Genomic DNA, 16,755 nt, shown 5'->3' with positions numbered 1-16,755 from the left:
CAATCTTCATTCTCCCGCTCGCGAGTGATTCATGGTTCCCCACCTCGTTACCGCGTTGAACGGTCCGCTGCTCGAGCTCGAGCGGAAGATCCTCGACGCGACGCCTGCGATCGAACGCTGGTTCAGGCTCGAATGGCAGGAACACACCCCGCCGTTCTATTGTTCGGTGGACCTGCGCAACGCCGGTTTCAAGCTGGCGCCCGTCGACGCGAACCTGTTCCCCGGCGCGTTCAATAATCTGCCGTCCGAAGTGCTGCCGCTCGCCGTCCAGGCCGCGATGGCCGCGATCGAGAAGATCTGCCCGGACGCGAAGAATCTGCTCGTGATTCCCGAGCTGCCGACCCGCAACGCGTTCTACCTGGAAAACGTCGCGCGGCTCGCGACGATCATGCGCCAGGCCGGCCTGAACGTGCGCTTCGGCTCGCTCGACCCGAGCATCACCGACATGACGCCGATCACGCTGGCCGACGGCCAGAAGATCGTGCTCGAACCGCTCGAGCGTTCGCAGCGCCGTCTCGGCCTGAAGAATTTCGATCCGTGCTCGATCCTGCTGAACAACGACCTGTCGGCCGGCATTCCCGCCGTGCTGGAAAACCTGCACGAGCAGTACCTCCTGCCGCCGCTGCACGCGGGCTGGGCCGTGCGCCGCAAGTCGACGCACTTCTCGTGCTACGACGACGTCGCGAAGAAGTTCGCGAAGATGGTCGGCGTCGATCCGTGGATGGTGAATCCGTATTTCGCGCACGTCGAAGGCGTCGACTGGCAGGGCCATGAAGGCGAGCAGGCGCTCGCCGACGCGATCGACGGCGTGCTGAAGAAGATCGCGCGCAAGTATCGCGAATACGGGATCAGCGAAAAGCCGTACGTCGTCGTGAAGGCCGACGCGGGCACCGCCGGGCGCGGCGTGATGACCGTGCACGACGCGGCCGAAATCGGCCGCATGTCGAAGGCCGAGCGCGCGCAGATGGCCGAGTCGAAGGCCGGCCTCGCGGTGCGCGACGTGATCGTGCAGGAAGGCGTCTACACGTTCGAGCGCGTCGGCGACGAAGTCGCGGAGCCGGTCGTGTACATGATCGACCGCTACGTGGTCGGCGGTTTCTACCGCACGCACGGCGGCCGCGAGCGCGACCAGAACCTGAACGCGCCCGGCATGCACTACGTGCCGCTCGGCTTCGAGCACACCGCGCTGCCGGATGCCGGCGCGAAGCCGGGCGCCGCGCCGCCGAACCGTTTCTACATGTACGGCGTCGTCGCGCGCCTGTCGCTGATCGCGTCGTCGATCGAACTGGAAAAGACCGATCCCGAAGCCATCCAGGTGTAACGGCTTCGCTACGTACAGGACCCGCATGGACATTCTCTTTATCGCCGACCCGCTCGAGCGCTTCAAGATCTACAAGGATTCGACCTACGCGATGATGGCGGAGGCCGCGCGGCGCGGGCATGCGGTATACGCGTGCCAGCCGCACCAGCTCGCGTGGACGGGCTCGGGCGTCGAGGCGGACGTGCAGCGCGTGACGATCGTCGGCGACACGGCCGACCTGCATCGCCATCCGTGGTACGAGACGGGCGCGCACGAATCGCGTCAGCTGACGTCGTTCGGCGCGGTGCTGATGCGCAAGGATCCGCCGTTCGACATGGAGTATGTGACGGCCACCTGGATGCTGGAGCTTGCCGAACGCGCGGGTGCACGCGTGTTCAACAAGCCCCAGTCGATCCGCGATCATTCGGAGAAGCTGGCGATCGGCGAGTTTCCGCAGTTCGTCGCGCCGACGCTCGTCACGCGCGACGCCGCGCGCTTGCGTGCGTTCCACGCCGAGCATGGCGACGTGATCGTGAAGCCGCTCGACGGCATGGGCGGGATGGGCGTGTTCCGCGTGAAGGCCGACGGGATGAATCTCGGCGCGATCATCGAGATGCTCGGCCACGACGGCACGCGCTCGCTGATGATCCAGAAGTTCATCCCCGAGATCACGGCGGGCGACAAACGCATTCTGCTGATCGCGGGCGAGCCGGTGCCGTATTCGCTCGCGCGGATTCCGCAAGGCAGCGAAGTGCGCGGCAATCTCGCCGCGGGCGGGCTCGGCGTCGCGCAGCCGCTGACGGCGCGCGACCGCGAGATCGCCGAGACGCTCGGGCCGGTGCTCGCCGCGCGCGGGCTGCTGCTGGTCGGGCTCGACGCGATCGGCGACTGGCTGACCGAGGTGAACGTGACGAGCCCGACGTGCTTCCGCGAAATCATGGAGCAGACGGGTTTCGACGTCGCCGCGATGTTCATCGACGCGCTGGAGCGGGCGGCCGCGTAGCCCGCTTTCCGCGCAAGCCCGGCGGCGGCCGCGCAGGTCCCCCGTCGCCGGAGCGGTTCGACCGGCCTGCTACAATGCCCGCTTGCCCGGTGCCGCGACCAGCGCGCCGAAGGCCCGGCGGTCGGGCCGAAACCGTTGCAAGGCTGAACATGAAACGATTCCCTCACTCGCTACGCTCGTTGCCCCGCTGCGGGGCGTCGGCCCGCCAGGGGCGGCCGGGGGCAGTCTGACATGGCCGGGATTCTGATCATCGCGCACGCACCGCTCGCCACCGCGCTGCGGGACTGCATCGCGCACATCTACGGCGGCGTGCCCGCGCGCATCGGCTGCATCGACGTGCTGGCGGACAGCGATCCCACCCAGGTGATGGCGTTCGCGCACGCGGAGCTCGCGCGGCTCAGGGAAGAAAATGGCGTCGTCGTGCTGACCGACATGTACGGCGCGACGCCCGCGAACATCGCGGGCCAGCTCGCGAAGCTCGACAACGTGCGCGTGCTGGCGGGCGTGAACCTGCCGATGCTGGTGCGGGCCGTCTGCTACCGTACCGTGCCGCTCGACAAGCTCGTCGACAAGGCGCTGTCCGGCGGCGCGAAGGGCGTCCACGAAGTGGCGGCCGGCACACCGCCGCCGCCGACCGAAGTCGGCTGCGGCCAGTGCGCGCCGATTCCGCCCGAGCCGCAACCGCGCACCGAATCGCACTGACTGCCCCGTTTTCCGTTTTAGACCGACCCGCCGACGCACGTCGCCGGCGGCCGCGACCGACCCGACCGAGAACCATGCTTCAACAAGAAACCACCATCGTCAACAAATTGGGGCTCCATGCACGCGCATCGGCCAAGCTTACGCAACTGGCCGGCAACTTCCAGTCGGAAGTCTGGATGACGCGCAACGGACGCAAGATCAATGCAAAAAGCATCATGGGCGTGATGATGCTGGCGGCGGGCATCGGCAGCACCGTGACGATCGAGACCGAAGGTCCCGACGAACGCGAGGCGATGGATGCGCTGCTCAAGCTGATCGCGGACAAGTTCGGCGAAGGTCAGTGATCCCCGCGCGGGATCGTTGTCGTTTCGAAGCAGAATGCCGCGCTTGTCGCGGCATTTTTTTCGTCCGCGGCATTGATGCGGAAATGGCAATGCTGCGCTGCACGCAGTCAGCATGGAGGTACGGAATTTATAATCGCTAACCGGGGTCATAAGCGCATCGCAGCAGTGTGCCGCGGCTTTACATGTACAGAGGAGGTGCGCGTGTCCTTCACGCTGCATGGCATTCCCGTCTCACGTGGTATCGCGATCGGGCGAGCATACCTGATCGCGCCGGCGGCGCTCGACGTCGCCCATTACCTGGTCGAGGCGAACCAGATCGACGCCGAGGTCGCGCGTTTCAGCACGGCGCGCGAGGTCGTGCATCACGAACTCGAGGCGCTGCGCGCCGACCTGACCGACGACACCCCGACCGAAGTGGCCGCGTTCATCGACGTCCACGCGATGATCCTGAGCGACGCGATGCTCGTGCAGGAAACCATCGACCTGATCCGCACGCGACGCTACAACGTCGAATGGGCGCTGACCGAGCAGCTCGAGCTGCTCACGCGTCACTTCGACGACATCGAGGATGAATACTTGCGCGAGCGCAAGGCCGACATCGAGCAGGTGGTCGAGCGCGTGTTGAAAGCGCTCGCCGGTGCGCCGTCGGCGTCGCAGGCGCTCGATGGCGCCGCCGCGCAAGGTCAGAGCGAGATGATCGTCGTCGCGCACGACATCGCGCCGGCCGACATGATGCAGTTCAAGTCGCAGTCGTTCCAGGCGTTCGTCACCGATCTCGGCGGCCGCACGTCGCACACGGCGATCGTCGCGCGCAGCCTCGGCATTCCCGCCGCGGTCGGCGTCCAGCATGCGAGCGCGCTGATCCGGCAGGACGACCTGATCATCGTCGACGGCGACCAGGGGATCGTGATCGTCGATCCCGCGCCGATCGTCCTCGAGGAATATTCGTACCGTCAGTCCGAGAAGCTGCTCGAGCAACGCAAGCTGCAGCGGCTGAAGTTCTCGCCGACGCAAACCCTGTGCGGCACGAAGATCGAGCTGTACGCGAACATCGAGCTGCCCGACGACGCGAAGGCGGCGGTCGAGGCCGGCGCGGTCGGCGTCGGGCTGTTCCGCTCCGAGTTCCTGTTCATGCATCAGAAGGAGATGCCCGAGGAGGAGGAGCAGTTCGCCGCGTACAAGCGCGCGGTCGAGTGGATGAAGGGCATGCCGGTGACGATCCGCACGATCGACGTCGGCGCGGACAAGCCGCTCGAGGCGCTCGACGAAGGCTACGAGACGGCGCCGAACCCGGCGCTCGGCCTGCGTGCGATCCGCTGGAGCCTGTCCGAGCCGCAGATGTTCCTCACGCAGCTGCGCGCGATCCTGCGCGCGTCCGCGTTCGGGCAGGTGAAGATCCTGATCCCGATGCTCGCGCACGCGCAGGAGATCGACCAGACGCTCGACCTGATCCGCGAGGCGAAGCGCCAGCTCGACGACGCGGGGCTCGCGTACGATCCGAACGTGCGCATCGGCGCGATGATCGAGATTCCGGCCGCGGCGATCGCGCTGCCGCTGTTCCTGAAGCGCTTCGATTTCCTGTCGATCGGCACGAACGACCTGATCCAGTACACGCTCGCGATCGACCGCGCGGACAATGCGGTCGCGCACCTGTACGACCCGCTGCATCCGGCGGTGCTGCACCTGATCGCCTACACGCTGCGCGAAGCGAAGCGGGCCGGCGTGTCGGTGTCGGTGTGCGGGGAGATGGCGGGCGATCCGGCGCTCACGCGCCTGTTGCTCGGGATGGGGCTCACCGAGTTCTCGATGCACCCGAGCCAGTTGCTGGTGGTGAAGCAGGAGATCCTGCGCGCGCACCTGAAGGCGCTCGAGAAGCCCACGGCCGACGTGCTGGCCGCATTCGAGCCGGAGGAAGTGCAGGCGGCGCTCAAGCGCCTGTCGGTCGCGGAGCCGCGCGCGGACGCGGCCGCCTAGGCGGCGCGGGCCGCACCGCGGAACCGTCGCGAAGGTTGCGAAACGTCACGCATGCGCCGTTCGGCGCATGCATCCCGCGCGCGTCAGTGCCGGCCCTGGCACACGGGGCAGTCGGCCTGGCGCGCGATCTTCATCGTCGTCCATTCCATCCGCAGCGAATCGAGCATCATCAGCCGGCCGTTGAGCGTCGTGCCGATCGCGCCGATCACGCGCAGCGCTTCGGCGGCCTGCATCGCACCGATGATGCCGACCGTCGGCGCGAACACGCCCATCGTCGCGCACGCGACTTCCTCGAACGGCTGGTCTTCCGGAAACACGCACGCGTAGCAGGGCGCGGCCGGGTCGCGGAAATCGAACGTGCTGATCTGGCCGTCGAAGCGCAGCGCGGCGCCCGACACGAGCGGCACGCCGTGCGCGACGCACGCGCGGTTGATCGCATGGCGCGTCGCGAAGTTGTCGGTGCAGTCGAGCACGACGGTGGCCCGCGGCACATGTTCGTCGAGCCACGCATCGTCGACGCGCGCCGCGACCGCATGCACGGTCACTTCCGGGTTCAGCCGCGCGAGCGCGTCGCGCCCCGATTCGACCTTGCTGCGGCCGACCGATGCGGTCGCGTGGAGGATCTGCCGCTGCAGGTTCGTGAGGTCGACCGTGTCGGCGTCGACGAGCGTGATCGTGCCGACCCCGGACGCCGCGAGATACATCGCGGCCGGCGAGCCGAGACCGCCGGCGCCGACGACGATCGCATGCGCGTCGAGAAAGCGCTGCTGCGCCTCGATGCCGATTTCGTCGACGAGGATGTGGCGGGAGTAGCGGAGGAGTTGATCGTCGTTCATGGGGAAGTCGTGAGCGGGGCGGAAGCGCCGGCGTATCGATTCATTCTAGGCGCACATGAAAAACGGGCCATCGCGGTCTTCCCGCGATGGCCCGTCGGATGCCGGCCGGCGCTTACTGCGGTGCCGACGCGGGCTTCGGTGCGGCCGCCTTCGCGCCCGACGCCTTCGTGGTGGACGCGGCCTTGGCTGCAGGGCTCTTCGTCGTGCTTTCGGCGAGCAGCGACTTCGATTCCTGCACCGGCTTGCCCTCGAGCTTGTTGAGCGCCTGCTGCATCATGAAGTCGTCGGTGCTGCCGAACTCGATCGGCTTGCGATCGCGGTCCTTCTGGCGCTGTTCCGGCGTCTTCTTGTCGTTCTGCTCCTCGAGGACGCGCAGCTGGTCCATCCGGCGCTGCTCGCGTTCCTCCTGTTCCTTCTTCTCGTTCGGATCCTGCGTGTTCGCGAGGTGGTTCGTGTAGTCGACCTCGCGCGTCACGAGCACGTCGTCCGGATCGCCGTCCGCGTACTGATCGACCGGCACGTCGGGCGTGATGCCCTTGTTCTGGATCGAACGGCCGCTCGGCGTGTAGTAGTAGGCCGTCGTCAGGCGCAGCGCGGTGTCGGCCGTCATCGGACGGACCGTCTGCACCGAGCCCTTGCCGAACGTCGTCTTGCCCATGATCTGCGCGCGCTTCGAATCCTGCAGCGCGCCGGCGACGATTTCCGACGCGGACGCCGAATACGCGTTCGTCAGCACGACCATCGGCACGGTCTTGAAGACCGGCGGCAGGCTCTTCAGCGGATCGCCGTCGAAGGACGGCAGGCGGTAGTTGTCGTAGGTGTCGCGGTAGACCTGCTTCGAATCCGGGATCTGGCCGTTGGTCGACACGACGACGGAGTCGGGCGGCAGGAACGCGCCGGCGACGCCGACCGCGCTTTGCAGCAGGCCGCCGCCGTTGTTGCGCAGGTCGAGGATCAGGCCCTTCAGATTCGGCTGCTGGCGTGCGATGTCCTGCAGCTTCGCGGCGAGATCGGGCGTCGTGCGTTCCTGGAAGCTCGTGATCCGGATGTATGCGTAGCCCGGGTCGAGCAGCTTCATCTTCACGCTCTGGACCCTGATGATCGCGCGCGTGACCGTGATCGGGAACGTGCGGTCGTCGCTCTTGCGGAAGATCGTCAGCGTGACCTTGGTGCCCGGCTCGCCGCGCATCTGCTTGACGGCCTTGTCGAGCGTCATGCCGCGCACGGGCTTGTCGTTGATGCGGGTGATCAGGTCGCCCGGACGGATGCCGGCGCGGAACGCGGGGGTATCTTCGATCGGGGAGATCACCTTGACGAGACCGTCTTCCTGCGAGATCTCGATGCCGAGACCCGCGAAGCGACCCTTGGTCTGCTCCTGCAGTTCGTCATAGTCGGTCTTGTCGAGGAACGACGAATGCGGGTCGAGGCTCGACACCATGCCCTTGATCGCCGCCGTCAGCAGCTTCTTGTCGTCGACCGGTTCGACGTACTCGCGCTTGATCTGGCCGAACACTTCCGCGAACAGGCGGAGCTGGTCGAGGGGAAGCGGCGCCGTGGCGGTCTGCTCGGCCGACGCCGAAACCTGCAGCGTGGCGAATACGCCCGTGGCGAGGCCCGCGGCAATCAGGCCGATGTTCTTCAATTTCATTCGCATAGAGAGTCTGGTGCGGTCGGGAAGCGCGTGGCGGTAGCGGGGATGTAGCGGACAAGTATAACTGTTCGTCCGATTGCCCAGTGGAACGGTGCGAATTGGCCCCGGAGCCCTGGTTCCCGGCGGGGTGCCGCCGGACGCGCAGCGGATTCGAAAGCGGATTCGACCGCACCGGGGCCGCGAAGGTTCGCGCCGCACGCCGGGTTGGGCCGGGCAGGCCGCGCGCGCGGCGGCATGCCCGGCATCGCGGGTATCAGCCCGCCTTGCCCTGTTTCGCGACGGCGGCCTGTGCCTTCGCGATCGCGTCCTGGTCGCCCAGGTAGTAGTGCTGGATCGGCTTCAGGTTCTCGTCGAGTTCATACACGAGCGGCACGCCGTTCGGGATGTTCAGGCCGACGATGTCGCTGTCCGAGATGCCGTCGAGGTACTTGATCAGTGCGCGCAGCGAGTTGCCGTGCGCGGCGATCAGCACCTGCTTGCCCGCACGGACGGCCGGCGCGATCGATTCGTTCCACAGCGGCAGCACGCGCGCGACCGTGTCCTTCAGGCATTCGGTGAGCGGCAGCTGTTCGCGCGGCACCTTCGCGTAGCGCGGGTCGGCGAACGGCGCGCGTTCGTCTGTCGGCTCGAGCGCCGGCGGCGGCGTGTCGTAGCTGCGGCGCCACACGAGCACCTGGTCGTCGCCGAACTTGGCGGCCGTTTCCGCCTTGTTCAGGCCCGACAGCGCACCGTAGTGGCGTTCGTTCAGGCGCCACGAGTGGACGACCGGCAGATACATCAGGTCCATCTTGTCCTGCACGTGCCACAACGTGCGGATCGCGCGCTTGAGTACCGACGTGTACGCGATGTCGAACGTGTAGCCTGCCTCCTTGAGCAATTCGCCGGCCTGGTAGGCCTCGTTGCGACCCTGTTCGGTCAGGTCGACGTCGACCCAGCCGGTGAAGCGGTTTTCCTTGTTCCACGTCGATTCGCCGTGGCGGATGAGAACGAGTTTGTACATGGATCTTGCGGTCGGTAGTGATAGGGAAGCGGGGCGCGTCGCGCGGTACCCGGTCCGGGTCCGCCATCGCGCAAGACGGTTATTTTATAATGGCAGGATTGTCCTTTTCCGATTTCTCTTTTTCCGGCGGCATTCCGTGACGTTCTTTACCAATTACACGAACCTGGCCCTTATCGCGATCCTGCTGGTTTCCGGCGGCCTGCTCGCATGGCCGGCCCTGCGCCGCGGCCGTGGCGGCCTGTCGGCCGCGGAGGCGACGCAGCTCATCAATCGCCGCAACGCGATCGTGATCGACTTGCGTACCGCGTCCGACTTCGCCGCCGGCCATCTGCCGTCGGCGCGTCAGGTCGCCGCCGGCGAGATCGGCGCGAAGATCGCGCAGATCGCGAAAAACAAGAGCACTCCCGTGCTGCTCGTCTGCCAGAATGGCCAGCAGTCGCAGAAGGCGGCGCGCGAGGTCGAGGCGGCGGGCTATGCCGAGGTGCACGTGCTCGAGGGCGGCGTCGCCGCCTGGCAGCAGGCCGGGATGCCGGTCGTCAAACAAGGAGTGGCGAAGTGAGCAAGGTTTTGATGTACAGCACGCAGGTGTGTCCGTATTGCATCCAGGCCGAGCGCCTGCTGAAGCTGCGCGGCGTCGAGCAGATCGAAAAGGTGCTGATCGACCGCGATCCGGCCCGCCGTGACGAAATGATGACGCGCACGGGCCGTCGCACGGTGCCGCAGATCTACATCGGCGACACGCACGTCGGCGGTTACGACGATCTGTCGAAGCTCGACCGCGAAGGCGGCCTCTTGCCGCTTCTGCAAGCGGCCTGATTAGGGCAGAATGGCCGCCGGTCGCGCCGCGGCTCGAGCGCGCAGGAATCAACCGAGGCGGCCGGCGTGAAGCCGGGCCGCCCCGTCACCACTTTTAGGGAAACACCATGTCCGACGTCGAAAACCAACCGTTCTTCAACATCCAGCGCGTCTACCTGAAGGATATGTCGCTCGAGCAGCCGAATTCGCCGGCGATCTTCCTCGAGCAGGACATGCCGTCGGTTGAAGTCGAAGTCGACGTCAAGGCCGAACGCCTCGCGGAAAGCGTGTTCGAGGTTGTCGTGTCGGGCACCGTCACCGCGAAGGTGAAGGACAAGGTCGCGTTCCTGATCGAAGCGAAGCAGGCCGGCATTTTCGACATTCGCAACATTCCCGACGAACAGCTCGACCCGCTCGTCGGCATCGCCTGCCCGACGATCCTGTTCCCGTACCTGCGCTCGAACATCGCCGACGCGATCACGCGTGCGGGCTTCCCGCCGATCCACCTGGCGGAAATCAACTTCCAGGCGCTGTACGAGCAGCGTCTCGCGCAGCTTCAGCAGCAGCAGGCCGGTGCGGCAGGCGCGCCGAACGGCACGACGCTGAACTGACGTTTCACTCCGGACCGGTGCTGGGTATGAAAGTAGCCGTTCTCGGCGCCGGTGCCTGGGGCACCGCGCTCGCGGGCCATCTGGCCGCGCGGCACGATACGCTTCTCTGGGCGCGCGACGCCGCGCTGATCGCCGGGCTGCAGGCCCGGCACGAAAATTCCCGCTATCTGGACGGCATCGCGCTGCCCGATGCGCTGCGCTACGACGCCGATCTCGGCGCCGCGCTCGCGCACGGCGCCGCGGACGACGCGCTGTGCGTGATCGCCGCGCCCGTGGCCGGGCTGCGCACGCTGTTCGGCGCGATGCGCGACGCCGGCTGCGTGCCGGCGCACATCGTGTGGGTCTGCAAGGGTTTCGAGGCCGACACGCACCTGCTGCCGCACCAGGTGATCGCGGCCGAGTTGCCGGAGCAGCACAGCAACGGCGTGCTGTCGGGGCCGAGCTTCGCCCGCGAGGTCGGGCTCGCGCTGCCCGTCGCGCTGACGGTCGCAAGCACCTCCGCCGAGTGCCGCGAGCGCACGCTCGCCGCGTTCCATCACGGCGCGATGCGGATCTATACGGGTGACGACGTGGTCGGCGTCGAGGTCGGCGGCGCGGTGAAGAACGTGCTGGCGATCGCGACGGGCATCTCCGACGGCCTCGGGCTCGGGCTGAACGCGCGCGCCGCGCTGGTCACGCGCGGCCTCGCCGAAATGTCGCGGCTCGGCGTCGCGCTCGGCGGCCGTGCGGAAACCTTCACGGGCCTCACGGGCCTCGGCGACCTGATCCTCACCGCGACGGGCGACCTGTCGCGCAATCGCACGGTCGGCCTGCAACTGGCAGCCGGCCGCTCGCTGAACGACATCCTCGGCGCGCTCGGCCACGTGGCCGAAGGCGTGCGCTGCGCGCAGGCCGTGCTCGCGCTCGCGCGCGCGCAAGCGATCGAAATGCCGATCACCGAAGCCGTGTGCGGCGTGCTGTTCGACGGCGTCGCACCGCGCGATGCGGTCAGCGGCCTGCTGCGGCGCGACGCGCGCGCCGAATAACACTGACGAATCACACCGATTTTTGCGGCCGGGCGCGCCCGCGCAAAGCGGGCGGCGCCAAAGCGCACTACGCTTGAACAATCTCCGGCGTTTCGGGAGGGTGTCATGCTGCAGATCGGTTCCACCACGTTCGACGCGCAACGCGTCGACATCACGACGCTCGACGTCGACGCGATCGTCAACGCCGCGAACGGTTCGCTGCTCGGCGGTGGCGGGGTCGACGGCGCGATCCATCGCGCGGCCGGCCCGGGCCTCCTGGCCGAGTGCCGCACGCTCGGCGGCTGCGAGACCGGCGACGCGAAGCTCACGCGCGGCCACGCGTTGCCGGCGAGGTACGTGATTCATGCGGTCGGCCCGGTGTGGCACGGCGGCGGGCGCGGCGAGCCCGAACTGCTCGCCGCATGCTACCGGCGCGCGATCGAGCTGGCCGAGGAAGTGGCGGCGACCTCGATCGCATTCCCGGCGATCAGCTGTGGCGTGTACCGCTATCCGGCCGAGGAGGCCGTCGACATCGCCGTCGGCACGGTCGCCGAAATGCTGCCGCAGGCGCCGAACCTCGCACGCGTGATATTCGCGTGTTTTTCATCCGATATCTACGACCTGTATCGCGCGCGGCTCGCGCGCAGCTAACGTTGCGTGGCCGCGCAGCGCGATGCGGTTCGGGCCGGACGCGCGTCAGGCGCCGCCTTCGAAACCGGCCTGGCGCCACGCCTCGAACACGACCACGGCCACCGTATTCGACAGATTCAGGCTGCGGTTGCCTGGCCGCATCGGCAGGCGCACGCGCTGTTCGTTCGGGAAGCGTTCGAGCAATTCGGCCGGCAGGCCGCGCGTTTCGGAGCCGAACACGAACCAGTCGCCGAGCACGAACGCATGGTCGTGGAAGCGGCCCGAGCCGCGGGTCGTGAACGCGAACATCCGCGCGGGATCGGGCGCTTCGGTAGCGACGAACGCGTCCCAGTCGCGGTGCACGCGCATTTCCGCGTACTCGTGATAGTCGAGGCCCGCGCGGCGCATCTTCGCGTCGTCGAGCGGAAAGCCGAGCGGCTCGATCAGATGCAGGCGCGCGCCGGTATTGGCGCACAGGCGGATCACGTTGCCGGTGTTAGGCGGAATTTCTGGGGCGACGAGGACGACGTTGAACATGGTTGGGTCTGGCTGGGCCGGCCGGGGCGGAGCAGCGTGCATTCCGTCCCGGCCGGCCGGTTCGTGACGGCCGTCGCCGCGTGCGGGCGGCCGGCCTCTCTAACTAATTAATCCCTGGCGGTGCGCAGCGCAACCAGATTCGTCACGCGCGCGGCACCCGCCGCCTTCAATGCATTCGCGGCTGCCGCGAGCGTCGCACCGGACGTCATCACGTCGTCGACGAGCGCCACGTGGCGGCCGGTGAGGTCGCCCGCCGCCGCGAACGCCGCCTGCACGTTGTCGCGCCGCGCACGCCGGTCGAGCCGCGACTGCGGCGCGGTTTCGGTCATGCGTGCAAGCAGCGCCGCGTCGGCGCGCACGCCGAGCCGGCGCGCGAGCGGCCGCGCGATCGCCCACGCCTGGTTGTAGCCGCGCGCGACGAGCCGTCCGCGCGACAGCGGCACCGGTGCGATCACGTCGAAGCGGCCGGCGGCGTGCATCGCGTCCGTGTCGTCGACCCGCTGCGCGAGCCGGGCCGCGAATTCCGCACCCAGCGCGAGCCGCGCATGAAACTTCAGGCCGCGCGCGAGCCCGTCGAGCGGGGCGCGGTAATCGGCGAGCGCGAGCGTCGCATCGAACGGCGGCGGAGTCGCGCGGCATGCGTCGCATCGGTACGCGGACGCGGAACCGGCGCCATCATGCCGGCCGCGCGCTCGGCGCGGCCGCGGCTGCCCGGCACCCAGCGGCACCGCGCAGACGTCGCAGCGCAGTCGCGCTTCGTTCCAATACGCGGCGTCGCAGGCGCTGCACATCACCGTATGTGACAAATTGCCGCACAGCGCGCACCGATTCGGCAACGCGAGTGCGACGACGCGCACGGCTAGCGCACGAACCTGCGACAAAACGACGCGCATTGGGCGCGGGGCGAAACGGCGATCCATCGCGAACACTCCTGGCGGCCCCGTCTCGCTGAAGGCAGCGAGGCGAGCGAGTATACTTCGGGCTCTTCGCCAGTGTGCCTGACATGTCCCCAGCTTCGACTTCAACCGGCCGTCCGGCCAATGACGCCCGGCGTTTGCGGCGGATCTTCGATCGCCGTGCCGCCGCGTTCGACGCGGTCGCGTTCCTGCCGCGCGAGATCGCGCAGCGGATGAACGAGCGCCTCGAATACATCAAGGTGAGCCCCGCGGCCGTGCTCGACGCGGGCTGCGGGCCGGGCGACGACCTGCCGGCGCTGCGCGCGCGCTTTCCCGAAGCGCCGGTGTTCGGTGTCGACCTGTCCGGCGCGATGCTCGCGCGGGCGGGCCAGCGCGAGGTCGAGCAGACGAGCTGGCGCCGCTGGCTGCCCGCGTCGCTCGGCCGGGCGCTGGGCCAGCGCGGCCCGCGCGTCGCGCAGGCCGACTTCTCGATGCTGCCGTTCGCGGCCGGCGCGTTCGACCTGATCTGGTCGAATCTCGCGCTGCACTGGCATTCGCGTCCCGATACGGTGTTCCCTGAATGGCAGCGCGTGCTGCGCGTGAACGGCCTGCTGATGTTCAGCACGCTCGGCCCCGACACGCTGCGCGAACTGCGCGCGGCCTGCGCGGACGCCGAAGCGGCGCTCGGCATTGCGCCGCCCGCCGCGCGCGTCGTCGATTTCGTCGACATGCACGACCTCGGCGACATGCTCGTCGAGAGCGGCTTCGAGATTCCGGTGATGGACCAGGAAGTGCTGACCGTCACGTACAAGACCGCCGATTCCCTGCTGGCCGACGTGCGTCGCTGGGGCGCCTATCCGTTCGACCGCGCGGTGCCGCAGCATGCGGCGCGGCGCTTTCGCGCGGCGCTCGGCGACGCGCTGGAAGCGCGCCGGCGTGCGGACGGCACGATTCCGCTGACGTTCGAAGTGATTTACGGCCACGCGTGGAAGGCCGTGCCGCGCACGACCGCCGAGGGGCACGGGATCGTGCGCATCGAAGATATCGGAAAGGGGCGTCCGAAGAATCGGTGAAGCGGTAAAGAGGGGTTTTGTTATGTCCGAAATTAGCGGCGCAAAGCGGGGTCGAATTGACGTGAAAAACGGCCGGGAAGCTTGTGGCGCTTGGCTCGCGGGCCGATAGCCGCTTGCTTGTGGATGCCATTGAACCCGCCTATAATGCGTCAGCTTGTCGTCCCGGGGTCCCCGCAATACGGGCCGGCGAGCCCGATGCAGGCATGCATCGCATGCCATTCGCGTGAGGCGGCGATGGAAGCAGCGAGGGTTTTGGCGGAGACGACGAACGGTGAGCCGGTCCTCGAAGACTGGCTCATGAAACGCAACTGTTCGGTGTCGCCGCGCCAGTTCGTGCTGTTTTACGCGTCGCTCGCGGGCTTCTCGCTGGTGATCGCGGCATTGCTGATGTGGCGGGGGGCCTGGCTCGTCATGCCCTTCACCGGAATCGAATTGCTGGCGGTAGGCGTCGCGTTTGCGGTCTACGCCCGTCATGCGGTCGATTACGAGCGCATCAGGCTGTTTCCGCACCGGCTCGTGATCGAGCGGATGGATGCGGAGCGGTTCACGCAGATCGAATTCAACCCGCGCTGGGTGCGGGTCGAGTCGGGTGCGACGCCACGCGATCCGATTCGACTGGTATCGCGCGGGCAGACCGTCGTAATTGGGCAGCATCTCGCGCAGCACAAGCGTGCGCAGTTCGCCGACGAACTGCGCGTATCGCTCAGGCGCTGCGGCTGACGAGGCGCGGGCATCGACCGGAACGGGTCGACGGCTTGCGACGGGGGAGGGTTTGAATGGAAATTTTGGGTAAGGATGCTATGAAAACAATCAAGCGAGCCCTCACGGGCGTGCTGGCATGCAGCGGATTGCTCTTTGCCGGCGCTGCTCTGGCGGTCGGTGATAGCCCGGGCGGCCCCCGCGTCAACGAGATCAACTTTCAGCCGCCGGTCACGAAGATCGCCGAGGAGCTCTACGATCTCCACACGATGATGCTGATCCTGTGTACGCTGATCTTCGTCGGCGTGTTCGGCGTGATGTTCTATTCGATCTTCGCGCACCGCAAATCCAAGGGCCACAAGGCCGCCAATTTCCATGAAAGCACGACCGTCGAAATCATCTGGACGATCGTGCCGTTCATCATCGTCGTGCTGATGGCGCTGCCGGCCACGAAGGCCGTCGTCGCGATGAAGGACACGACCAACGCCGATCTCACGATCAAGGTCACCGGCTACCAGTGGAAGTGGGGCTACGACTACGTGAAGGGCCCGGGCGAGGGCATCAGCTTCCTGTCGACGCTCAGCACCCCGCGTGACGAAGTGATGGGCAAGAAGCCGATCACCGAGACGTACCTGCAGGAAGTCGACAATCCGCTCGTCGTGCCGGTCAACAAGAAGATCCGCATCATCACGACCGCGAACGACGTCGTCCACTCGTGGTACGTGCCCGCGTTCGGCGTGAAGCAGGATGCGATTCCCGGCTTCGTGCGCGACACGTGGTTCAAGGCCGACAAGGTCGGCACGTTCCGCGGCTTCTGTACCGAACTGTGCGGCAAGGAACACGCGTTCATGCCGGTCGTGGTCGTCGTGCTGTCGGACGACGACTACGCGAAGTGGGTCGCCGCGCAGAAGGCCAAGCTGGCCAGCGCTTCGGTCGATCCGAACAAGGTTTACACGATGGCCGAACTCGTCGCGCACGGCGAGGAAGTCTACAAGGCGAACTGCGCGGCCTGCCACCAGGTGAACGGCAAGGGCCTCGGCGCCTTCCCGGCGATGGACGGCAGCCAGATCGTGAACGGCCCGATCGCCGGTCACGTCGAGCGCGTGCTGCACGGCAAGGGCGCAATGCCGTCGTGGGCATCGCTGTCGGACCTCGACATCGCATCGGTCATCACGTACGAGCGCAATTCGTGGGGCAACCACAAGAACGACCTGCTGCAGCCGAAGCAAGTGGCTGACGCGCGCAACGGCAAGATGCCGGAAGACGCGGCAGGCGCGGCGGCTCCGGCCGAAGCGGCCTCGGCACCGGCGCAAGCCGCGTCGGGCGCGGAACCGGCGGCAGCATCGGCTGCGCTGTCGACGATCTACTTCGAGACCGGCAAGAGCGTGCTGCCGGCCGACGCGAAAGCGGCGATCGCCGCAGCGGCCGACTATGCGAAGGCACATCCGGACGCGAAGCTCGCGCTGTCGGGTTTCACCGACAAGTCGGGCTCGGCCGACGCGAACGCCGAACTCGCCAAGCATCGTGCACAGGCCGTGCGCGACGCGCTGAAGGCAGCAGGCGTGGCGGAAGACCACATTATTCTCAAAAAGCCGGAAACGATCACGGGCGGGGCTGACGCCAAGGAAGCCCGGCGGGTCGAGATCGGGCCGGCGGCTTGACGTGTCGCTGAGTTAGTCGACGTATTCGCATTAGGAGAT

Annotated in this window: 18 protein-coding genes; 13 read left to right on the top strand and 5 right to left on the bottom strand. The window is 67.4% G+C overall.

Features of this window, described 5'->3' with window-relative positions; genetic code table 11:
• Positions 1-31 precede the first annotated feature (31 nt).
• The 5 genes from gshA (at position 32) to ptsP (ending at position 5,323) form a co-directional block, all read left to right on the top strand.
• Complete coding sequence (gene gshA, locus WS49_RS08070; protein WP_059526253.1) at positions 32-1,321, top strand: glutamate--cysteine ligase; 1,290 nt, start codon at positions 32-34, stop codon at positions 1,319-1,321.
• A gap of 25 nt (positions 1,322-1,346) precedes the next feature.
• On the top strand, positions 1,347-2,303 hold the full coding sequence (gshB, locus tag WS49_RS08065; protein ID WP_059526250.1) for a glutathione synthase: 957 nt from the start codon (positions 1,347-1,349) through the stop codon (positions 2,301-2,303).
• Positions 2,304-2,534: 231 nt separating this feature from the next.
• A complete protein-coding gene (locus tag WS49_RS08060; RefSeq protein WP_059526247.1) occupies positions 2,535-3,005 on the top strand; it encodes a PTS sugar transporter subunit IIA in 471 nt (156 codons plus the stop codon).
• Between the two features lie 74 nt (positions 3,006-3,079).
• Entirely contained in the window at positions 3,080-3,349 is a 270-nt protein-coding gene (locus WS49_RS08055; RefSeq protein ID WP_006477716.1) for an HPr family phosphocarrier protein, read from the top strand.
• A gap of 201 nt (positions 3,350-3,550) precedes the next feature.
• On the top strand, positions 3,551-5,323 hold the full coding sequence (ptsP, locus tag WS49_RS08050) for a phosphoenolpyruvate--protein phosphotransferase (protein ID WP_059526298.1): 1,773 nt from the start codon (positions 3,551-3,553) through the stop codon (positions 5,321-5,323).
• Positions 5,324-5,406: 83 nt separating this feature from the next.
• Here ptsP and WS49_RS08045 read toward each other — a convergent pair whose 3' ends face one another.
• The 3 genes from WS49_RS08045 to gpmA form a co-directional block, all read right to left on the bottom strand.
• The gene (locus WS49_RS08045; protein WP_059526244.1) at positions 5,407-6,159 is read right to left on the bottom strand and encodes a HesA/MoeB/ThiF family protein; all 753 of its coding nucleotides are present in this window, start codon (positions 6,157-6,159) and stop codon (positions 5,407-5,409) included.
• A gap of 112 nt (positions 6,160-6,271) precedes the next feature.
• The gene (locus WS49_RS08040) at positions 6,272-7,813 is read right to left on the bottom strand and encodes a S41 family peptidase (RefSeq protein ID WP_059526241.1); all 1,542 of its coding nucleotides are present in this window, start codon (positions 7,811-7,813) and stop codon (positions 6,272-6,274) included.
• 250 nt (positions 7,814-8,063) lie between these two features.
• Positions 8,064-8,810, bottom strand: coding sequence for a 2,3-diphosphoglycerate-dependent phosphoglycerate mutase (gene gpmA, locus WS49_RS08035; protein ID WP_059526237.1), 747 nt, complete (start codon positions 8,808-8,810; stop codon positions 8,064-8,066).
• A 136-nt stretch (positions 8,811-8,946) separates the two neighbouring features.
• On the opposite strand from gpmA, the gene WS49_RS08030 reads away from it, so the two are divergent.
• From WS49_RS08030 to WS49_RS08010, 5 genes are all read left to right on the top strand, one after another.
• Entirely contained in the window at positions 8,947-9,369 is a 423-nt protein-coding gene (locus tag WS49_RS08030; RefSeq protein ID WP_059526234.1) for a rhodanese-like domain-containing protein, read from the top strand.
• Positions 9,366-9,626: a glutaredoxin 3 gene (gene grxC, locus WS49_RS08025; RefSeq protein ID WP_006752069.1), complete on the top strand. Its 261-nt coding sequence runs from the start codon at positions 9,366-9,368 to the stop codon at positions 9,624-9,626. Before WS49_RS08030 ends, grxC begins: the two co-directional genes overlap by 4 nt.
• A gap of 107 nt (positions 9,627-9,733) precedes the next feature.
• Positions 9,734-10,216 (top strand): protein-export chaperone SecB, encoded by a 483-nt coding sequence (gene secB, locus WS49_RS08020; RefSeq protein ID WP_014895954.1) that lies wholly within the window; start codon positions 9,734-9,736, stop codon positions 10,214-10,216.
• A gap of 26 nt (positions 10,217-10,242) precedes the next feature.
• A complete protein-coding gene (locus WS49_RS08015; protein ID WP_059526231.1) occupies positions 10,243-11,241 on the top strand; it encodes an NAD(P)H-dependent glycerol-3-phosphate dehydrogenase in 999 nt (332 codons plus the stop codon).
• Between the two features lie 105 nt (positions 11,242-11,346).
• Positions 11,347-11,871 (top strand): O-acetyl-ADP-ribose deacetylase, encoded by a 525-nt coding sequence (locus WS49_RS08010; RefSeq protein WP_059526229.1) that lies wholly within the window; start codon positions 11,347-11,349, stop codon positions 11,869-11,871.
• A gap of 45 nt (positions 11,872-11,916) precedes the next feature.
• Here the strand turns inward: WS49_RS08010 and trmL are convergent, their stop codons facing one another.
• Positions 11,917-12,387 (bottom strand): tRNA (uridine(34)/cytosine(34)/5-carboxymethylaminomethyluridine(34)-2'-O)-methyltransferase TrmL, encoded by a 471-nt coding sequence (trmL, locus tag WS49_RS08005; protein WP_059526226.1) that lies wholly within the window; start codon positions 12,385-12,387, stop codon positions 11,917-11,919.
• Between the two features lie 107 nt (positions 12,388-12,494).
• On the bottom strand, positions 12,495-13,307 hold the full coding sequence (locus tag WS49_RS08000; protein WP_059526223.1) for a ComF family protein: 813 nt from the start codon (positions 13,305-13,307) through the stop codon (positions 12,495-12,497).
• Between the two features lie 83 nt (positions 13,308-13,390).
• Here WS49_RS08000 and WS49_RS07995 point away from each other — a divergent pair, with 83 nt between their 5' ends.
• The 3 genes from WS49_RS07995 (at position 13,391) to coxB (ending at position 16,716) form a co-directional block, all read left to right on the top strand.
• The gene (locus WS49_RS07995) at positions 13,391-14,356 is read left to right on the top strand and encodes a methyltransferase domain-containing protein (RefSeq protein WP_059526219.1); all 966 of its coding nucleotides are present in this window, start codon (positions 13,391-13,393) and stop codon (positions 14,354-14,356) included.
• Positions 14,357-14,551: 195 nt separating this feature from the next.
• Positions 14,552-15,076: a DUF2244 domain-containing protein gene (locus tag WS49_RS07990; protein ID WP_059526216.1), complete on the top strand. Its 525-nt coding sequence runs from the start codon at positions 14,552-14,554 to the stop codon at positions 15,074-15,076.
• Positions 15,077-15,132: 56 nt separating this feature from the next.
• On the top strand, positions 15,133-16,716 hold the full coding sequence (gene coxB, locus WS49_RS07985) for a cytochrome c oxidase subunit II (RefSeq protein ID WP_059526213.1): 1,584 nt from the start codon (positions 15,133-15,135) through the stop codon (positions 16,714-16,716).
• The last annotated feature ends 39 nt before the right edge of the window (positions 16,717-16,755 follow it).

The organism is Burkholderia sp. RF7-non_BP4 (assembly GCF_001521935.1).
Taxonomy (GTDB): domain Bacteria; phylum Pseudomonadota; class Gammaproteobacteria; order Burkholderiales; family Burkholderiaceae; genus Burkholderia; species Burkholderia diffusa.
Note: the sequence above shows the minus strand (reverse complement) of the source record. Positions and strands in the feature narration are given on the sequence as shown.

Bases quoted from the DNA above. Each gene is read 5' to 3' on its own strand.
- WS49_RS08040 (WP_059526241.1), bottom strand. From the start codon at position 7,813: ATGCGAATGAAATTGAAGAACATCGGCCTGATTGCCGCGGGCCTCGCC.
- gshA (WP_059526253.1), top strand. From the start codon at position 32: ATGGTTCCCCACCTCGTTACCGCGTTGAACGGTCCGCTGCTCGAGCTC.
- WS49_RS07990 (WP_059526216.1), top strand. From the start codon at position 14,552: ATGCAGGCATGCATCGCATGCCATTCGCGTGAGGCGGCGATGGAAGCA.
- WS49_RS08000 (WP_059526223.1), bottom strand. From the start codon at position 13,307: ATGGATCGCCGTTTCGCCCCGCGCCCAATGCGCGTCGTTTTGTCGCAG.
- secB (WP_014895954.1), top strand. From the start codon at position 9,734: ATGTCCGACGTCGAAAACCAACCGTTCTTCAACATCCAGCGCGTCTAC.
- WS49_RS07995 (WP_059526219.1), top strand. From the start codon at position 13,391: ATGTCCCCAGCTTCGACTTCAACCGGCCGTCCGGCCAATGACGCCCGG.
- WS49_RS08055 (WP_006477716.1), top strand. From the start codon at position 3,080: ATGCTTCAACAAGAAACCACCATCGTCAACAAATTGGGGCTCCATGCA.
- WS49_RS08060 (WP_059526247.1), top strand. From the start codon at position 2,535: ATGGCCGGGATTCTGATCATCGCGCACGCACCGCTCGCCACCGCGCTG.
- WS49_RS08045 (WP_059526244.1), bottom strand. From the start codon at position 6,159: ATGAACGACGATCAACTCCTCCGCTACTCCCGCCACATCCTCGTCGAC.
- trmL (WP_059526226.1), bottom strand. From the start codon at position 12,387: ATGTTCAACGTCGTCCTCGTCGCCCCAGAAATTCCGCCTAACACCGGC.
- coxB (WP_059526213.1), top strand. From the start codon at position 15,133: ATGGAAATTTTGGGTAAGGATGCTATGAAAACAATCAAGCGAGCCCTC.
- gshB (WP_059526250.1), top strand. From the start codon at position 1,347: ATGGACATTCTCTTTATCGCCGACCCGCTCGAGCGCTTCAAGATCTAC.
- WS49_RS08010 (WP_059526229.1), top strand. From the start codon at position 11,347: ATGCTGCAGATCGGTTCCACCACGTTCGACGCGCAACGCGTCGACATC.
- WS49_RS08015 (WP_059526231.1), top strand. From the start codon at position 10,243: ATGAAAGTAGCCGTTCTCGGCGCCGGTGCCTGGGGCACCGCGCTCGCG.
- gpmA (WP_059526237.1), bottom strand. From the start codon at position 8,810: ATGTACAAACTCGTTCTCATCCGCCACGGCGAATCGACGTGGAACAAG.